At 67.7% G+C, this 16,573-nt stretch carries 17 protein-coding genes; 7 read left to right on the forward strand and 10 right to left on the reverse strand.

The window, feature by feature from the left end; all coding sequences use genetic code 11:
* Window positions 1–64: 64 nt before the first annotated feature.
* A complete protein-coding gene (locus tag WD271_07950; GenBank protein MEX1007765.1) occupies window positions 65–496 on the reverse strand; it encodes an OB-fold domain-containing protein in 432 nt (143 codons plus the stop codon).
* 61 nt (window positions 497–557) lie between these two features.
* Between WD271_07950 and WD271_07955 the strand changes: the two genes are divergently transcribed.
* The 5 genes from WD271_07955 to WD271_07975 are packed head-to-tail and all read left to right on the forward strand — an operon-like array spanning window position 558 to window position 3,971.
* Window positions 558–1,760, forward strand: coding sequence for a thiolase family protein (locus tag WD271_07955; protein MEX1007766.1), 1,203 nt, complete (start codon window positions 558–560; stop codon window positions 1,758–1,760).
* A gap of 21 nt (window positions 1,761–1,781) precedes the next feature.
* Window positions 1,782–2,213, forward strand: coding sequence for an OB-fold domain-containing protein (locus WD271_07960; GenBank protein ID MEX1007767.1), 432 nt, complete (start codon window positions 1,782–1,784; stop codon window positions 2,211–2,213).
* A 15-nt stretch (window positions 2,214–2,228) separates the two neighbouring features.
* Window positions 2,229–3,392, forward strand: a complete 1,164-nt coding sequence (locus WD271_07965) for a thiolase family protein (protein MEX1007768.1) — start codon at window positions 2,229–2,231, stop codon at window positions 3,390–3,392.
* Between the two features lie 25 nt (window positions 3,393–3,417).
* Window positions 3,418–3,648, forward strand: a complete 231-nt coding sequence (locus tag WD271_07970) for a toxin-antitoxin system antitoxin subunit (GenBank protein ID MEX1007769.1) — start codon at window positions 3,418–3,420, stop codon at window positions 3,646–3,648.
* Window positions 3,645–3,971 (forward strand): PIN domain nuclease, encoded by a 327-nt coding sequence (locus tag WD271_07975; protein MEX1007770.1) that lies wholly within the window; start codon window positions 3,645–3,647, stop codon window positions 3,969–3,971. Before WD271_07970 ends, WD271_07975 begins: the two co-directional genes overlap by 4 nt.
* 112 nt (window positions 3,972–4,083) lie before the next feature.
* Here the strand turns inward: WD271_07975 and WD271_07980 are convergent, their stop codons facing one another.
* Both WD271_07980 and WD271_07985 read right to left on the reverse strand, forming a co-directional pair.
* On the reverse strand, window positions 4,084–5,331 hold the full coding sequence (locus tag WD271_07980; GenBank protein ID MEX1007771.1) for an acyl-CoA dehydrogenase family protein: 1,248 nt from the start codon (window positions 5,329–5,331) through the stop codon (window positions 4,084–4,086).
* 10 nt (window positions 5,332–5,341) lie between these two features.
* Entirely contained in the window at window positions 5,342–6,463 is a 1,122-nt protein-coding gene (locus WD271_07985) for an acyl-CoA dehydrogenase family protein (protein ID MEX1007772.1), read from the reverse strand.
* An 89-nt stretch (window positions 6,464–6,552) separates the two neighbouring features.
* Here WD271_07985 and WD271_07990 point away from each other — a divergent pair, with 89 nt between their 5' ends.
* Window positions 6,553–7,848 (forward strand): amidohydrolase family protein, encoded by a 1,296-nt coding sequence (locus WD271_07990; GenBank protein MEX1007773.1) that lies wholly within the window; start codon window positions 6,553–6,555, stop codon window positions 7,846–7,848.
* Window positions 7,849–7,934: 86 nt separating this feature from the next.
* On the opposite strand, the gene WD271_07995 is transcribed toward WD271_07990, so the two are convergent.
* From WD271_07995 to WD271_08005, 3 genes are all read right to left on the reverse strand, one after another.
* Entirely contained in the window at window positions 7,935–9,602 is a 1,668-nt protein-coding gene (locus tag WD271_07995) for an amidohydrolase family protein (GenBank protein MEX1007774.1), read from the reverse strand.
* Window positions 9,599–10,738, reverse strand: coding sequence for an amidohydrolase family protein (locus tag WD271_08000; GenBank protein MEX1007775.1), 1,140 nt, complete (start codon window positions 10,736–10,738; stop codon window positions 9,599–9,601). The genes WD271_07995 and WD271_08000 overlap by 4 nt, the downstream gene beginning before the upstream one ends.
* 63 nt (window positions 10,739–10,801) lie before the next feature.
* Window positions 10,802–11,605 carry an SDR family NAD(P)-dependent oxidoreductase gene (locus WD271_08005; protein MEX1007776.1) on the reverse strand — a complete coding sequence of 268 codons (804 nt, stop codon included), beginning with the start codon at window positions 11,603–11,605 and terminating at the stop codon, window positions 10,802–10,804.
* Window positions 11,606–11,783: 178 nt separating this feature from the next.
* Between WD271_08005 and WD271_08010 the strand changes: the two genes are divergently transcribed.
* On the forward strand, window positions 11,784–12,347 hold the full coding sequence (locus WD271_08010) for a TIGR03086 family metal-binding protein (GenBank protein MEX1007777.1): 564 nt from the start codon (window positions 11,784–11,786) through the stop codon (window positions 12,345–12,347).
* Window positions 12,348–12,389: 42 nt separating this feature from the next.
* Here WD271_08010 and WD271_08015 read toward each other — a convergent pair whose 3' ends face one another.
* The 4 genes from WD271_08015 to WD271_08030 form a co-directional block, all read right to left on the reverse strand.
* Entirely contained in the window at window positions 12,390–13,364 is a 975-nt protein-coding gene (locus WD271_08015) for a phosphotriesterase-related protein (protein ID MEX1007778.1), read from the reverse strand.
* Between the two features lie 7 nt (window positions 13,365–13,371).
* On the reverse strand, window positions 13,372–14,943 hold the full coding sequence (locus tag WD271_08020) for an AMP-binding protein (GenBank protein MEX1007779.1): 1,572 nt from the start codon (window positions 14,941–14,943) through the stop codon (window positions 13,372–13,374).
* A gap of 14 nt (window positions 14,944–14,957) precedes the next feature.
* The gene (locus WD271_08025) at window positions 14,958–15,728 is read right to left on the reverse strand and encodes a crotonase/enoyl-CoA hydratase family protein (GenBank protein ID MEX1007780.1); all 771 of its coding nucleotides are present in this window, start codon (window positions 15,726–15,728) and stop codon (window positions 14,958–14,960) included.
* A gap of 17 nt (window positions 15,729–15,745) precedes the next feature.
* A partial coding sequence (locus tag WD271_08030) for an acyl-CoA dehydrogenase family protein (GenBank protein MEX1007781.1) occupies window positions 15,746–16,573 on the reverse strand: 828 nt, incomplete at its 5' end.

Below are 16,573 nucleotides of genomic sequence, written 5' to 3' on the forward strand. Positions count from 1 at the left end.
ACCACTCCACGTCCGCAACCACCGACGAAACCGCGCACCACCCGTCACCGCGTGATGGTGTCCGCTACGAGGCGTCCGGCTCGAACACCGGCACGTGGATCTCGTCGTACTGCTCGAAGAGCACGCGCACCCGCATCCCGATCGTCACGTCTTCGGGCGCGCAGTTCACGATGTTGGTCGTGAACCGCAGCCCCTTCTGTTCCGGCAGTTCGACGATCGCGATCACGTAGGGCAGCGGCACGGCAGGGTTGTACGGGTGGCGGTTGATCGTGAACGTGAACACGGTCCCCTTGCCACTCGTGGCCTCGGGCACGAGCTCGCCGCCGTCGCCAGTGGGGCAGACAGACGCGGGCGGATGCACCCATCGCCCGCACCCGCGGCAGCGCAGGATCAACAGCTCCCCGTTCGCGCCCCCCGTCCAGAAGTGGCGGTTCTGCGGAGTGAGCTGCGGGAGCATGCGCGGGGTCTGGTCGGATTCGACGGCGGGCTCGGTCACGCGGCGAACAATAGAGCGATGTGTCGCGCGCCGACCAAGTAGCGAGCGCTAACGTCCGCCCATGCCCGACGCCCCGGAGAAGCAGGCGATCATCTCGGGGATCGGGATCTCGCGCGTCGGCCGCAAGACCGACATCAGCCACCTCGATCTCACAACCGAATCGGCGACGGCGGCGATCGCCGACGCCGGCTTGCGCCCCGAGGACATCGACGGCATCGCGACGATGGGCGACACCCCACCCGAAGAGGTCGAGCAGCACGTCGGCGGTCGCGTCGGGTCGGTCGCCATGGTCGGAACGGGAGGCTTGTTGGCGCCCGTGATGGGGGCGTTCCTCGCCGTCGCGAACGGCGACGCCCGGCACGTGTTGGTGTACCGCACGGTCAAGATGATGGGCGGCTCGATCCTGCCGCCAAGCGGAGGCGATGCCCCCGCGCCGCCACGGCCGCGGCCGAGCGCGCGGCGAGCGGGCGGAGGCGGCGAGGGCGCCGAGGGCATGGTCAACGTGATGGGCGACATGGCGCCGCTCCTCACGTACGGCGCGTACTCCGCCGCGAACTGGCTCGCCATGCACGCGCAGCGCCACATGTACCTCTACGGCACCACGAAGGAGCAGTTCGGCGCGCTCGCTGTCAACAGCCGACGCAACGCGGCCTTCAACGAGCGCGCGGTGTACCGCGAGCCGATGACGATGGACGACTACCTGGGCGCGCGGCCGGTTTCCGATCCGTTCGGGCTGCTCGACTGCGACGTTCCCATAGACGGCTCGATCGCGATCGTGGTCTCGTCGGCTCAGTACGGAGCCGACTGCCCGAACCCGCCCGTGCGCGTGGAGTCAATGGGCGGTTCGCGCGGGCAAGGCGGGTGGGACCAGCGTCCCGACTACCCGAAGATGGCGTCGATCGACGCGGCCGCCGACCTCTGGAGCAAGACCGACCTCACGCCGGCCGACGTCGACATCGCCGAGCTCTACGACGGGTTCACGTTCCTCACGTTCGCGTGGCTCGAGGCGCTCGGGTTCTGCGGCACCGGTGAGAGCGGCCCGTTCGTCGAGAGGGGCACGCGGATCGCGCTCGGCGGCGACCTCCCGCTCAACACCTACGGCGGTCAGCTTTCCGCGGGACGCATGCACGGATACTGGGTGCTGCACGAGGCATGCCTGCAGCTGCGCGGCGAGGCCGGTGAGCGCCAGGTCGAAGGGGCCGAGGTTGCCGCGGTGTCCGTGGGCGGCGGCCCGATCGCCGGTTGCCTCCTCCTCACGCGCTGACGAGTACCGGAGGTCAGAGGAATGTCGTCGACCGAGCCGTCTGCCAAACCCCCGATGCCGGTGCCGGACGAGTTGACCCAGTTCTTCTGGGACGGCGTGGCGCGTCACGAGCTCTGCATCCAGCGCTGCCAGACCTGCGGCCACTACATCCACTACCCGAAGACGATCTGTCGGTTCTGCCAGTCGCGCGATCTCGCGGGCGAGCGGGTGTCGGGCAAGGCGACGCTGTACAGCTGGACGATCGCGACCCAGCCGTTCCACCCGTTCTGGGTCGACAAGATCCCGTACACGCTCGCGACAGTCGAGCTCGTCGAGCAGCCGCGGCTGATGTTCATGTCGCAAGTGATCGACTGCCCGGAGGAGGAGCTCGAGGGCGGCTTGCCGCTCGAGGTCGCGTTCGTGGAGATGTCGTCCGAGCTCACGCTGCCGCTGTTCCGCCCGGCGCGCGGCTAGCGAGAAGGGAGACGAATGGTCACGGGGAATCGCGTCGCCATCGTGGGGGTCGGCTACTCCACCGTCGGACGCAACACCGGGCTCTCGCCCGACGAGCTCATGATCCAGGCCACCATGGCCTCGCTCGCCGACAGCGGGCTCACCGTGCGCGACATCGACGGCATCACGTCGGTCGGTACCGAGCCACTGAACGACGCGTGGATGCTGGGCATCGAACCGCTCAACTGGTGGGCGTCGGGATTGATGGTCCCCGCGTTCGCGTACTCGGCGCTCTCGGCGATCGCTGCCGTGGCGTCGGGCTTCTGCCACACCGCGCTCGCGCTCCGGATGATCCAGCAGCAGCCGAGCGGTGCGTCGATGGCGGCCGGAACCGCGGCGCGCGGCAACCCGATGGTCGCTTCGTACTTTGCGGCCGCGGCCGGCGATCGTCAGTTCCTCTCGCCCTTCGGCGCCGGTAACCCCACGCAGTGGGCCGGCTTGCTCACCCAGCGGCACATGGCCGAGTTCGGCACCACCGAGGAGCAGTTCGGCCACCATGTGATCGCCCAGCGGTACCACGCGTCGCTGAACGACGACGCGATCTTCCGCGATCCGCTCACGATGGACGAGTACCTGGCGTCGCGCTATGTGTCGAAGCCGCTGCGCATCCTCGACTGCGACTACCCGGTCGATTCCGGCGCCGCCGTAATCTTCACCACCGAAGAACGCGCGCGCGACCTGCAGAAGCCGGTGGTGCTCGTCGAGTCGTACGCGCTCACCGCGATTCGCGACCTGAACTTCGAGATCCTCGAGGACATGGTGCGCACCGCGCCCGCCGAGTCCGCAAGGTCTCTTTGGTCGCGTACGGACTTGGAGCCGAGCGACGTCGACACTGCGCATCTCTACGACGGCTTCTCGGTGATCACCTTCCAGTGGCTCGAGGCGCTCGGGTTCTGCCCACCGGGAGGCGCGGGCCCCTTCGTCGAGGCCGGCAATACGCGCCTCGGGGGCTCCCTTCCCGTGAACACGGACGGCGGCGCCTGCAACGTCGGGCGACGGCACGGTGCCAACTTCTGCATCGAAGCGACGCGTCAGCTGCGCGGTGAATGCGGCGAGCGGCAGGTCGAGGGTGCCGACGTCTCGGTGTGGTCGACCGCGGTGGGTCCCTTCGCCGGCGCCGTGCTCCTCACAAGGGGCTAGTCGTCCGAATGGTATGATCAGCGGTATGACCACCACGAAGATCGCTGTCAGTCTGCCGGCAGAGCTTGTCGATCAGGCCCGTCGGGCAGTCGCGGAAGGAAGGGCGCCAAGCGTCAGCGCATACGTCGCGAAGGCCCTGGAAGAGCAAGCCAAATTGGATGACCTCGCGGCGTTGCTCGACGAAATGCTCACAGAGACGGGAGGTCCCCTCACCGCCCGCGAACGCAAGGCAGCTGATCGCGCGCTCGGCCGATGAGCGGCGCGGTGCTGGATGCCGGCGTCTTGGTCGGGTTCGAGCGCAACGACCGGCGCGTCGTCGCGATCGTCGCCCGAGCCTTGGAGCATCACGATCCGCTCGTGGTACCTGCCGGGGTTGTGGCGCAAACCTGGCGTGATGGGCATCGACAGGCGCGCCTGGCCCGGCTCCTCGGGTCTCCGTTGTGCGAAGTCGTACCGCTCGACGATCTCGCAGCTCGTTCGGTTGGCCAGCTCTGCGGGGTCAGCGCCACCAGTGACATCGTCGATGCCTCGGTCGCCCTCATCGGCCGTCAACGAGGCCTGCGGGTGCTCACCAGATGATTCGCTCGCTCCCTGCGAGCTGAGATACGCGGCTCGCGGTCGATCGCTCGCTGGCGAGCGACTCGACTCGCTCCGCTCGTTCGTCGCCGCGTGCGCCAGACGTCCGCAGTTACTACTCACCCCACATCTGCGCGTCGCGGAGCACTTCGTTGAAGGGCTTGTCGGTGTCGAACGAAGGCTCGCGCGGCAGGCCGAGCAGCCGTTCACCGATCAGGTTGCGCTGGATCTGATTGCTGCCACCGGCGATCGACATGATCCGCCCGTTGAGGTAGGTGGTCGCGGTGTCGTTTCCTTCTGCGTCGTCCGTGTCCCACGCGATCGCGGCCGCTCCCCCGATCTCCATGCCGATGCGCGCGCGGAGCGGGTTGTAGATGCCGCTCCCGAGCTTGATCATGGACGCTCCCGACATGTCGAGCGTGCCGTTCGCGATCGACGCGACCACTCGTTGCGCCAGCTGCCCGTGCATGTAGTCGTTGATGTGTGCGCGCGCGATCTCCTGCCGGACGCGCGCATCGCCTTCCGTGCCGGCCTCGCGTGCCAGCGCGACGAGATCGGGGGCGAGCCGGCGCCGCCGGGACGCCATCATCCCGGCACCGGCACCCCCAGCGGCACCCCGTTCCAACGCCAGCAGCGTGTTGGCGATGGGCCAGCCGCCGTTGATCTCACCGATCGCGTGGTCGTCCGGTACGACGACGTCGTCGAGGAACTCCTCGCAGAACTCCGCGCCGCCGTTGATCTCGCGGATCGGGCGCACCGTGACGCCGTCGGCCGCGATCGGGACACGGAACCAGGTGAGGCCGCGATGCTTCGGCACGTCCCAATCGGTGCGCGCCAGGCACATGCCCACGTCGGAGTACATCGCGCCGGTGCTCCACACCTTCGAGCCGTTGATGACCCAGGTGTCGCCGTCGCGCGTCGCGCGGGTGCGGACCCCGGCCAGGTCCGATCCGGCGCCGGGCTCCGACAGGAACTGGACCCAGATCTCCTCCCCCGACAGCATCTTCGGGATCCACGCGCGCTTCTGTTCGTCGGTCCCGTACATCAGCACCGTCGGGCCGATCATCCCGAGCGTGACGCCGAGCAGGATCGGGAGCGCGTAGCCGGACGCCTCCTCGTTGAAGACCCGTTGGTGCGCGTTGGTGAGACCGGCTCCTCCGAACTCAACCGGCCACGCAATACCCGCGTAGCCGGCGTCGAAGAGCTTGTGTTGGAGCGCGCGCTGCTCGGCGATGAACTCCGGCGATTCCTCGCCTCCTCCACGCGCGCCGCGATACGAGCTCGCGTCGCGCCGCGACACGTTGTCGGCCAGCCAGCGCGCGGCTTCCGTGCGGTACTGATCGAGATCGACGTCGGTGGTCATCGTGTACTCCCTACAACCCGTGGATGACACAGACGCGTTCGCGGTGTCCGGCGGGAGTTCCGTAGAGCGCGTTGTTGACGCTCACTCGGCGCATGTACAGATGTAGGTCGTGCTCCCACGTGTAGCCGATCCCCCCGTGGATCTGCAGGCACTCCTGCGCGATGTCGACGGACACGTCGCCGACGTACGCCTTCGTCATGCTCGCGACCTCGGACGCGTCGTCGGTGCGGGCGTCGACCGCGATCGACGCGGCAACCGCGCCCGCCTTGCACGTCTCCAGGTACAGCGCGAGATCCGCCATGATGTGCTTCAGCGCTTGGAACGAACCGATCGGCCGACCGAACGCGATCCGATCCTTCGAGTACTGCAACGTCATGTCGAACATCACGTCGAGCGCACCGACGGTCTCGGCGCATTGCAATGCGAGTGCAACGTCGAGCTGGCGATCCATCTGCGCGGTCGCACCGGACGGTTCGCCCACGAGCGCCGCCTTGTCGGCCGCGACGCCGTCGAAGGTGACCGTCCCCAAGCGCCGAGCGAGGTCGAAGCTCACCAAGGGCGTGACCGCGACGCCGCTCGCTGATCGTGGCACGAGGAACTGTGCTGGTTGGCCGTCGATCGACGCGGCGACGAGGAACCAGTCGGCCGACTGCGCGTCCTGCACGAAGCCGCGTGTGCCCGAGAGGGAGAAACCGGGTCCGTTGCGCGTCGCCGCGATGCCGCCGTCGTTCCACGTGCCCGCGCCATCGGCGAGTGCCCACGTGCCGATTGCTTCACCTGACGCCAGCGCGGGCAGCACCTCCGCGCACTGTTCGGGTGACCCCGCATCGGCAAGGGCGAACGCGACGATATTCGTGGCGAGGAAGGGACCGGGCTGGACCGTCCGGCCGAGCTCCTCGGCGATGATCGCCGCGTCGACGAGCGGCTTGCCGCTCACGCAGCCGCCGCCGTGCTCTTCGGGGACGAACATCGCGAACCAACCCAGGCCGGCACCAGCGCGCAGCCAACCCGGGTCGAATCCCATCGGGTCGTCGATCAGCTCGCGCACTCGAGTGAGGGGCGATTCCTGCTCGACGAAGCGCGCCGTCGTCTCGCGCAGGAGCTCTTGGTCGTCACTCAACTGGAGTTGCACGGCGCGCCTTCCCAGGAAGTTGTGCTGAGTACAACACAGTGGTACGGTCCCGGGCAAGGCCAGGGCTCCCTGGCAGACGAGGAGACCCAATGACTACTTCTGGCATGACCGCGACCCAGTCCGGGACCCAGACGCTTCCCTACCTCATCAACGACGCCGACGAGCATTCCACACCCTCCTTCGGGGCGTACGAGAAGTACATCGACCTGGACAAGAAGGACATGGCGATCCGCATGTCGCCGGGCGGCAAGGGTGACCGCCGGCAGATGCTCTACAACGGCCGGCCCGCGCGCTTCACGTTCAAGAACTTCCAGGTGGTCGGATCGAACGAGCAACTCGAGGAGTTCGGCGTGAAAGACCTCGGCGCCTCCGACGAGGAGGGCGGCCAGGTCATCCCCGGGTCGCTGCTCAACCGCCTCAACCCGCTGAAAGACCTCGACGCCGAGGGTCGCAAGGAATTCGCCAAGAAGTACCGCGCCATGCAGGAGTTCCTCGACAATCCCGCCGACCGCATCACGGTGATGGACTCGCAGGGCATCGAGTGCGCGGTGAACTACGCCACGCTCCCCGGCACCGAGGTGGAGTTCGAAGACGACTTCGACGGCCTCTACGCCAACCTCGTCGCGTTGAACCGCTACCTCGGCACCGAGTGGGGATACAACTACGAGAACCGTCTCTTCACGCCGCCGTTCATCTCGTTCGCCGATGCCGACGCCGCGTTGCACCAACTCGAAGACATCATGAAGATCGAGGTTCCGAAGGTCATCCAGACCTCGAGCGGCCCGTCGATGCACACGTCGCCGTTCCGCCCCGACAACGACCGCTTCTGGTCGATCTGCAGCGAAGCCGGCATCAAGCTCTGCACCCACCTGGCAACGGTCACCCGCTACGGAGCCCATGGCCTCGAATGGAACGAAGAAGAGGTAATGCTCGGCGACATGGACGCGTTCCAGTGGGTCTTCTACTACGGCGACCGGCCGGCGTACGAGACCGTGGGCGCGGCAATCCTCCAAGGTTGGTTCGCACGGTTCCCGAAGATGCAGCTGCTCCTCTCCGAGCAGGGCACGGTGTGGGCGCCGTACACGATCCGCAAGCTCGACCACGCGTTCCTCATGGGCCGGCGCGCCACGTGGGGCAAGCTCACCATGCGACCGAGCGACTACTTCAAGCAACACTGCTTCGTGGCACCGTTCCCCGAAGAGAACGTCGACCGCGTTGTGGAATCCGTGGGCATCGAGCCGATCGTGTTCGGGTCCGACTTCCCGCACGGTGAGGGTCTTCCCGAGCCGCAGATGTACCTCGGCCAGCTCAAGAACTTCTCGGAGGATCAGGTCAAGACAGTGATGCGCGACAACCTGGCGCGCTTCCTCGACCTCCCCGCGTAGCGCTATGGCGATTTCCCCCGATCTGCCGGGCAGCGGTTGACGCCATCGAGCGGTACCGCCGACCGTTTTTCAACCGAGTCCGATCTTCAAGGTGCCCGCGCGGGAGCGATCGGCTCGCCTGGGTAGCGATCGAGGGTGGCCGCCTCCACCGAGTGCCCGCTCTCACGGATGACCGTGCCGTTCACCACCACGTGCACGATGCCTTCGGGCTGGTCGGCCACGAGGCGATCGGAGTCGGCCGGGAAGTCCCACACCCGCCGGAGCGGGCCGGGATCGACGGTGACGGGATCGAACACGGCGATGTCGGCTGCAAAGCCAGGTTGCAGGATTCCGCGACCAGGAATGCCGAACGCGGCGGCGGGTTGACCGGTGAGCTTGTAGACACCCTCCTCCACGGAGAGCGCGCAACGCTCGCGCACGAACGTCCCGAGCAGCGTGGCCGCAAAGCCCGCATCGCACAATTGCGTCGCATGAGCGCCGGCGTCGGACAAGCCGACCAGCAAGCCCTCGGATTGCAGGAGCGCGTCGATGCCCTGCCGGTCGTCGTTGAGGATCACCACCCGGAACCGCGTCGCAAGATCCTCGTCGAGCGCGGTCGTGAACATCGTGTCGATCGGCGACATCGATCGTTCGGCGGCGACGTCGGCGACCGTACGGCCGACGAGCTCGGTGCGTGACGTCTCCTCGAAGTACATGGCATCCCATCGGTAGCCGGCACGCCGATCGAGCTCTTCCTGCACGACCCGACGCCATTCGGGATCCGAGTAACACGTCACGCGCTCCCGCGCAGGACGCGCGTGCAGGCGAGCGAACTCGGGCAGCATGTCGAACGGGAACGGGTCGCGCAGATGGAACCGGAACACGATCGGGTGCACTGCCATGAGGCCCCAGAGGTTGTCGGCACCGTGACGACGGACCGACAACAACCGCTCGAGACGCCGTTGATGCTCGCCGTCGGCACGGGTCAGCACCTCACTGAACACGATCGGGCACTCGAGATCGGGAGCGGCGTCGAACACGTCGTCGAGCGTGACCCCCTCACCCGGGAGGATCTGCACGACACCGCGTCCGGCTCGGCACGGCACCTCGAGCAAAGCTCTGACCTCGGCCGCGTCCGCGAACCGTGAGGGCACCGGGCGCCCCTCGGCCCCTTGGTGCGCCGGGTTGAGACTGGTCGAGAAGCCGATCGCGCCCGACTCGAGCGCGTCGGCCACGACGGCTTGCATGGCGTTGACCTCCGATTCCGTCGCCGCGCGCTCGTAGGCCTCGTCGCCCATCACGAACAGCCGAACTGCGGTGTGCCCGACGAAGGCACCGAAGTTCAAGAGCGTCCCGCGCCGCCGCACGGCCGCGAGGTACTCCGGGAACGTCTCGAAGTCCCACGAGATCCCGGCGTGGAGCGCGTCGAGGCTCATGGCCTCGACGTGCTCCAACGTGCGCGCCAGGAGTTCGCGCTGCTGCGGGCGACACGGAGCGAGGCTGAAGCCACAGTTGCCGGCGATCACGGTCGTCACGCCGTGCCAGCACGAGGGCGTGAGGGCAGAGTCCCAGAGCACCTGCGCGTCGTAGTGCGTGTGGATGTCGATGAACCCGGGCGCGACGATCGCGCCGGTCGCGTCGAGCTCGCGGTAGCCGTGCAGGTCCGGGCCGATCTCGGTGATGCGACCACCCTCGATCGCGACGTCACCGACGAACCCGGGTGCGCCCGTGCCGTCGACGACGGTACCGCCGCGGATCGCGAGCTCGGCCGTCATTGCCGTCCGGCTGACGCGCCCGCCTTCGGCAACGCGTCCTCGTCGAAGCCGTAGAACCGCAGCGCGTTGTCCCAGAGGATCTGCGCCTTCACCTCGGTCGACACCTTCGGGAGCTCGAGGAACTGCTTCACCGCGGTCGGGTACTTGGCATCGGGATGCGGGAAGTCGCTCGCGAACAAGACGTTCTCGTGGCCGAGCGCGTCGACCACCTGGTACAGCAGGTCCTCGTCGGGTTCGCACGAGATGAAGCATTGACGCTTGAAGTACTCGGACGGCTCGAGCGACAGGTCCGGAGCGTCGTTCCACCCCACCAGCTCGGCGTGCTCGTCCATCCGATGGAGCCACGACGGCGCCCACGCCGAGCCCGCTTCCATGAACGCGACCCGAAGGCTCGGGTGCCGCTCGAGGACACCCTGCACGATGAGCGACAACATCGCCATCTGCTGTTCCATCGGGTGCACGCACACGTGCTGTTCGAACCACGTGTCCATGAAGCGCTCGCTGCCGATGTTCTGCATGAGCGAGCCCGAACCTTCGTGGAACGACAACGGAACGTTCAGGTCTTCGAGTGCTTCGTAGAAGGGGTCGAAGTCGCGGTGGCCGAGCATCCGACCGCGCACCGGGTTCGGCCGCGTCCAGAACGCCCGGATGCCGAGCTCGTGGTAGTCGTACTCGACTTCCTTCAGGGCCAAGACGACGTCGTGCAGCGGGATCGGTGCCGCCCCCACGATTCGTCCACCGGACTCGGCCATGTATTCGGCGAGCCAGCGGCTGTATGCGCGTGCAATCGCGGCCGCGAGCTCTGGGTCCATGCCTTCGATCCAGCATTGGTACAGCGGCCCGTAGATCACCGAGACGTCGATACCTTCCACGTCCATCGCGTCGACCACCGCCATCGCGCTGAACCCGGCCTCCGCGATCTCGCCGAATCGCTCGAGGATCAGGTCGGGCGTGAAGCGCAACGCTTCCAGCGTGCGGGGTGGATGGCGCATGACCTCCTGCCCGTCGACGAGCACCTGGCCGTCCGGCTCCGACTGGATCCGGTGCCGAAACTTCGGGTCCAAGTAGCGGACGATCCAGTCAGACGGCTCCAACGTGTGACCGTCGGCGTCGATCACTCGCAGCGCAGTGTCCACGCGCGCCTCCCTTCACCGGACTTCTCGGCGTTCCGACCGCGTGACCGTCCCAACGACGAGTACTCACACGTCGAGTCCGGCTCCGTCGATCGCGAGCTCGACGCCGGACATGAAGCTGTTCGCGTCCGACACGATGAACGTGATGACCGTGGCGAACTCCTCAGGCGTTCCTGCCCGCCGCATCGCGGGCACGTACCCGATCTCGGTTGCCATTCCTACGAAGTGTTCCTCGACTGAGAGCCCCGCGGCCTCGGCCTCGCTTGCCCAGAGTTCCCGGATCTCGTCGCGGATGCTGTAACCAGGCAGGACCGTGTTCACGATGATGTTGTCGGGGCCGTACTGCTTCGACAGGAACTTGGCGAGGTTCGCGAGCGCAGCCTTCGACGCGGTGTAGTGCGGGTGCACGTCCGGTCCGATGGACGGCTTGTGTATCGAGCCTGCGGACACGATCACGATGTGCCCCGACTGCTTCCGCTGCATGTGCGGGATCGCGGCACGGCACACGCGCATCGGAGCAAAGAAATTCACCTCGAAGGTCTCGTCCCACTCCGCGTCAGTCAGGTCGGCAAACTCCTTGATCTTGTGGATACCGGCCGCGGCCACGAGGATGTCGAGCTCACCGAACGCGTCCACGGTCTTGGTGATGAACTCGTCGGCCGCCGACCTGTCGGCGAGGTCTACCCGCAGGGCGAGACACGTGCCGCCGTCCGCAGCCACCTCCTTCTCGACGAGTCGCACCGCTTCCTCGTCGCGCGCGCAAAACGCCACCCGGGCGCCTTCGCGCGCAAGCGCGAGCACAGTTGCCCGACCGATGCCGCGAGTCCCACCGGTGACCGCGGCGACCTTGCCATTCAGTCCGAGATCCATCCCCATCCTCCTTCATCCGGGCGCCTGCAACCCGACGGTACGCCGTCAGGAGCGTCGCCGCACACACGCCTCGAGTGAAACGACCACCCTGCTTCTCTCGGCTCAGATCCTCGTATCGAGACGAGGGGTCAACGATCGCTCGTTGCGGTTCGCAAGAGCGGCCGAGCAAGATGTGGCGATGCCGTTGTCGAAGGAGTCGCGGGACGCGTTTCTCCAGGCGTTGGATCTGTTCGACAGCCGGGTCAGCGCGGCGTCGAGCGAGACGTGGTCGTCACCTTCGCCGTGTGAAGGATGGACGGCGCAGGACGTGGTCGCGCACCTGGTCACCAACTTGCGGGCGCTGCGCGCGGCCCTCGACGGAGGGGACTTCTTCGCCGTGTTCGGCCAGCCGGTGGAGGGTGACGTTCTCGGAGCTTGGCGTCACGAACGCTCGAGCGCGGCCGAGTGGCTCGACGAAGCATCGGTTGTCGAAGCCGTGACAGTCGGCGGGAACTCCGTCCCGTTGTTCCTCGTCGTCGACGGCCTGATGCGTGACCTTGTCATCCACACGTGGGACGTCGCGCGAGCGGTTGGTGGTGACGAGCGGCTCCCAGATGATCTCGTCGCCACGGCCACCAAGGCGATGGCGATGGTCACCGACGAGGCCCGGGGCCCAGGTCTCTACGGCTACGAGGTCCCGGCACCGCCCGACGCCGATGCCCAAGAGCGCCTCCTCGCGCTGGCAGGCCGCCGGGTTCGCTGACCGGCCAGGATCCTGGCACCCTGCATCGGATCGTGCGACACGTCAGTACGCCCCTTGCTTGTCGAACAGTCGCCGCGGATTGTCGACGAGCATGGTCGTCAGCTCCGCGTCGCCGAGCCCGGCGGCTCGCAGTGCCGGGACCACGTCGCGGGAGATGTGGCAGTAGTGCCACTCGCCACCGGGAACGCTGCCAGTCGGGAACCAGTCGTTGTAGCAGGCCGCGTCGTGCGACAGCACGAGGCGATCGACGTGGTCCTTCTCGCAGAGCGCGACGATCGTGCGCACGCGATCCTCGAACGAGAGGATCCCGTACAGCCCGAACCGGTCCATGCCCAGGTACGAGCCACGCGAAAGCAGCTCCTCGAGGTATTCGAGATCGGCGGTGTCGCCGCTGTGGCCGATGACGACACGCGACAGGTCGACGCCCTCCGACTCCAACACCTTCTGCTGCTCGAGCCCGCGGTGGGTGGCCGCCTCGGTGTGCGTCGAGATCGGAACACCCGTCGCGCGGTGCGCGCGCGCCACCGCGCGCAGCACGTCCTCGACGCCCGGGGTCACCCCGGGATGGTCGGTCGCGCACTTGAGGATTCCCGCCTTCACACCAGTGTGGGCGATGCCCTCGGTGATGTCGCCGACGAACCAACCGGCGAGCATGTCGGCCAGCGCCTCACCACCGAAACGGGCGCGTACCTCGATGAAGAGGGGAAGCTCGTTGAAGGTGTAATGACCCGTCGCGACCACGATGTTGAGCGCGGTCTGGTCGGCGACGCGCTTGACGAGCGCGACATCGCGGCCGATCCCGGTCACCGTGAGGTCGACGATCGTGCTGACGCCCGCGTCGACGAGTTCGTTCATCCGGGCGACAGCCGCGGCCACGTCGCGGTCCGCGTCGAAGCCGTCGACGTCGGGATAGTTGACGATGAACTCGTGGCTCAGGATGAACACGTGCTCGTGCATGAGCACCTGGCCGAGGTCGGCCGTGTCGATCGGGCCTCGAGCAGTCTCCACGTTGGGCATGGGTCCCTCAGATCTTCCGGTCGCGGCCTTCCCAATAACGGTCGCGGATGGCCTTCTTGCGGAGCTTGCCGTTGGGGTCGCGGCCGAGCGAGTCCACGAAGTCGACCGCGCGCGGGCACTTGTAGTGCGCGAGCCGCGCGCGGCAGAACTCGATGAGGTCCTGCGCCAGCTCGTGTCCCGGCACGGTCCCCGTGCTGACGTTCATCTCGACGACCGCCGTGACCTCCTCGCCCCACTCGTCGCTCGGCGCGCCCACTACGGCCGCGTCGACGACCGCGGGGTGCGTCAACAACGTGGCTTCCACCTCGGCCGGGTAGACGTTCACACCACCCGAGATGATCACGTCGGCCTGACGATCGCAGAGGAAGAGGTAGCCGTCGTCGTCGACGTAGCCGATGTCACCGACGGTGAAGAGGTCGCCGCGTCGGTTCGCGGCGGTCTTGCCGGGATCGTTGTGGTAATCGAACTGCCACATGGTCTGACTGACGTACACAAGGCCGGGGGCACCGGGCGCACAGTCGTTGCCGTCGTCGTCGAGGATTCGGAGCACCACCCCTGGCGACGGCTGCCCCACCGTCCCGGGCTTGCGCAGCCACTCCTCGGCCGTGACCGTCGTTCCCGCGCCCTCCGTCGACGAGTACGACTCGACGATGATCGGCCCCCACCACTCGATCATCCGGCGCTTGACGTCGACCGGGCACGGCGCGCCCGCGTGGCTCACCATTTGCAGCGGCGACACGTCGGCTCTCGCACGCGTCTCCTCGGGCAAGGCCAGGAGGCGATGGAACATCGTGGGCACCATGCTGACGTTGGTCACCCGGTACCGCTCGACCTTCTCCAGGAAGTCTTCGGGAGTCCAGTGGTCGACCATGACGAGGAACGCGCCGTTGTCGAGCGCGCCGCACGCCCCGGCGATGGGAGCGGCGTGGTACATGGGGCCACAGACCAGATCGACGCGATGCTCCGGGTGCGTCGACGCGATCGCCGCGAACGACGACGCACGAAGACCGATCCCCGTGATCAGCGCGATCTCGTCGACCGGGGTCTCGGCCAGACGCTTGCGAACACCCTTCGGCCGGCCGGTGGTCCCCGACGTGTAGAACATGACCTGTCCGGCTTGCCGCGACCCGAGCGCCGCGACCGGTTGCCCAGCGACGAGTTCGGCGAGCGGACGGAAACCGGGCGTGTCACCAACCGCGAACCGTGCCGGCAGAGGGATGCCCGCGAGCTCGGCGGCACCGCGAGCCACGTCGGCGAACCGCTCGTGGGCGACGACCACCTTCGCGCCCGAGTCGGTGAGGATGTACGCGAGCTCGTCGACACCGAGGTGCCAGTTGAGCGCGACGAAGGTCAGCCCGGTCTGCACCGCCGCGCCGTAGAGCTCGAGGAGCTCCCGCGAGTTCCCCAGCACGACCGCCACGGTGTCTCCGGAGGAGAGGCCGAGGCTGCGCAGACCGCGCGCGAAGGCGTTCATTCCTGCGACGAGCTCGCCGTAGCTCGCTTCCTGACCCGACGGATCCACGAGCGCGCGACGACCGGGGTCGCGTTCGGCCACCGCGAAGATTCCGAAGTCGTTCACGGACCGCCCGCCCGCTAGCGGCCGGTCCAGTTGGGGGCACGCTTCTCGATGAACGCCCTCGCGCCTTCCTTCGCGTCTTCGCTCGCGAACACCTCGGAGGACAGCGCCTGCTGACGATCCCAGATCTCGTCGCGGGAGACATCGAGCGCGTCGCGCATCAACTTCTTGGTGGCCCGCACCGCGAGCGGGCCGTTCTCCGCGATGCGCGCGGCGAGCGCGATCGCCTCGTCGAGCACCTGATCCGGCGGAACGACCCGGTTCACGAGACCCAACGCGAGCGCACGCGGCGCGTCGATGGTGTCGCCGGTGAGCCCGAGCTCGAGCGCGACCGCGAGCGGGAGCCGTCGCCCGAGTTGGACACCGCCACCCGCGGGAAACAGTCCTCGTTTGACCTCGGGAAGTCCGAACACCGCGTGCTCGGACGCAACGACGAGATCGCACGCGAGGAGGAGCTCGAACCCTCCGGCGACGGCCGTCGCGTTCGCCGCTCCCACCACGGGCTTCTCGATCCCTTCGCGCAGGAAGCGGACATACGCGGCGGACCCCTCGGCATCGCTCGGTTGGTCGCCGCCTTCGGCGAAGTTCCGCAGGTCCATACCCGCGCAGAACACGCGGTCGCCGGTGCCGGTGATCACCACCGCGCGCACGTCGGAATCCGCGTCCGCAGCATCGAGCCCGCGACCGATCCCCGCGATCACCGCCGGGTTGAGGGCGTTGCGCGCCTCGGGCCGGTTGATACGCAACACGCGGACGGCGCCGCGTTCCTCGACCACCAATTCGTCCATCAGCAGCTCCGCTCGCGTCAGTTTCCGGGTGGGCCCTTGGGGACGTCCCGGAACGCCAGGTTGCGGTCGTGGGTCATCTCCCGCGGCATGCCGAGGACGCGCTCGCTGACGTTGTTGCGCGCCATCTCGGTGGTGCCGCCACCGATGCACGCGGTCTGCCGCATCAGGTAGTGCATGCCGGCGCCGCCGCCGGGATCGCCCCCCGTCGCCACCGCGCCAGGTCCGGCCAGCTCGAGCGAGATGTTGGTGTTGCGCACCGACACGACCGAGCTCATGAGGCGGGCAATTGCAGCCGTCGTGTCGGGGAACACACCCGCGCCCATTCCTTCGGCGATGCGGCGCGACAGCTCCGCGCCCGCGCGAGACAGCGCGCGGGACTCGCCGATCAGGTCACGCGCGCGGGGGTCGTCGAGGCGACCGGTCGCGCGGGCGAGCTCCACCATCGGGTCGCGGTTCGACCTGCCTCCGTACCGCATCTGCGGACCGCTCACGTAGGGCGACCCGCCTCCCAGCGCGTTGCGCTCGTGGAACATCCACCGGGTGCCGACAGTCCAGCCGTGGTCGACCTCGCCGATGCGGTCGGTGTCGGGCACGCGTACGTCGGTCATGAACTCCTGGCAGAACTCGCGCGAGCCGTTGATCATCTCGATCCGGTGCAGCTCGATGTTGGGCTGGTGGATCTTGATGATGAACACGCTGAGACCGCGGTGCTTGGGCACGTCCCAGTTGGTGCGCAGCAGGCAGAGGCCGTAGTCGGAGAACCACGCACCGGTCGTCCAGATCTTCGAGCCGTTCACCACCCACTCGTCGCCGTCGCGCACCGCCGTCGTGAGCGCGCCGGCGAC

This window comes from Acidimicrobiia bacterium (assembly GCA_040880805.1).
Lineage (GTDB): Bacteria > Actinomycetota > Acidimicrobiia > IMCC26256 > DASPTH01 > DASPTH01.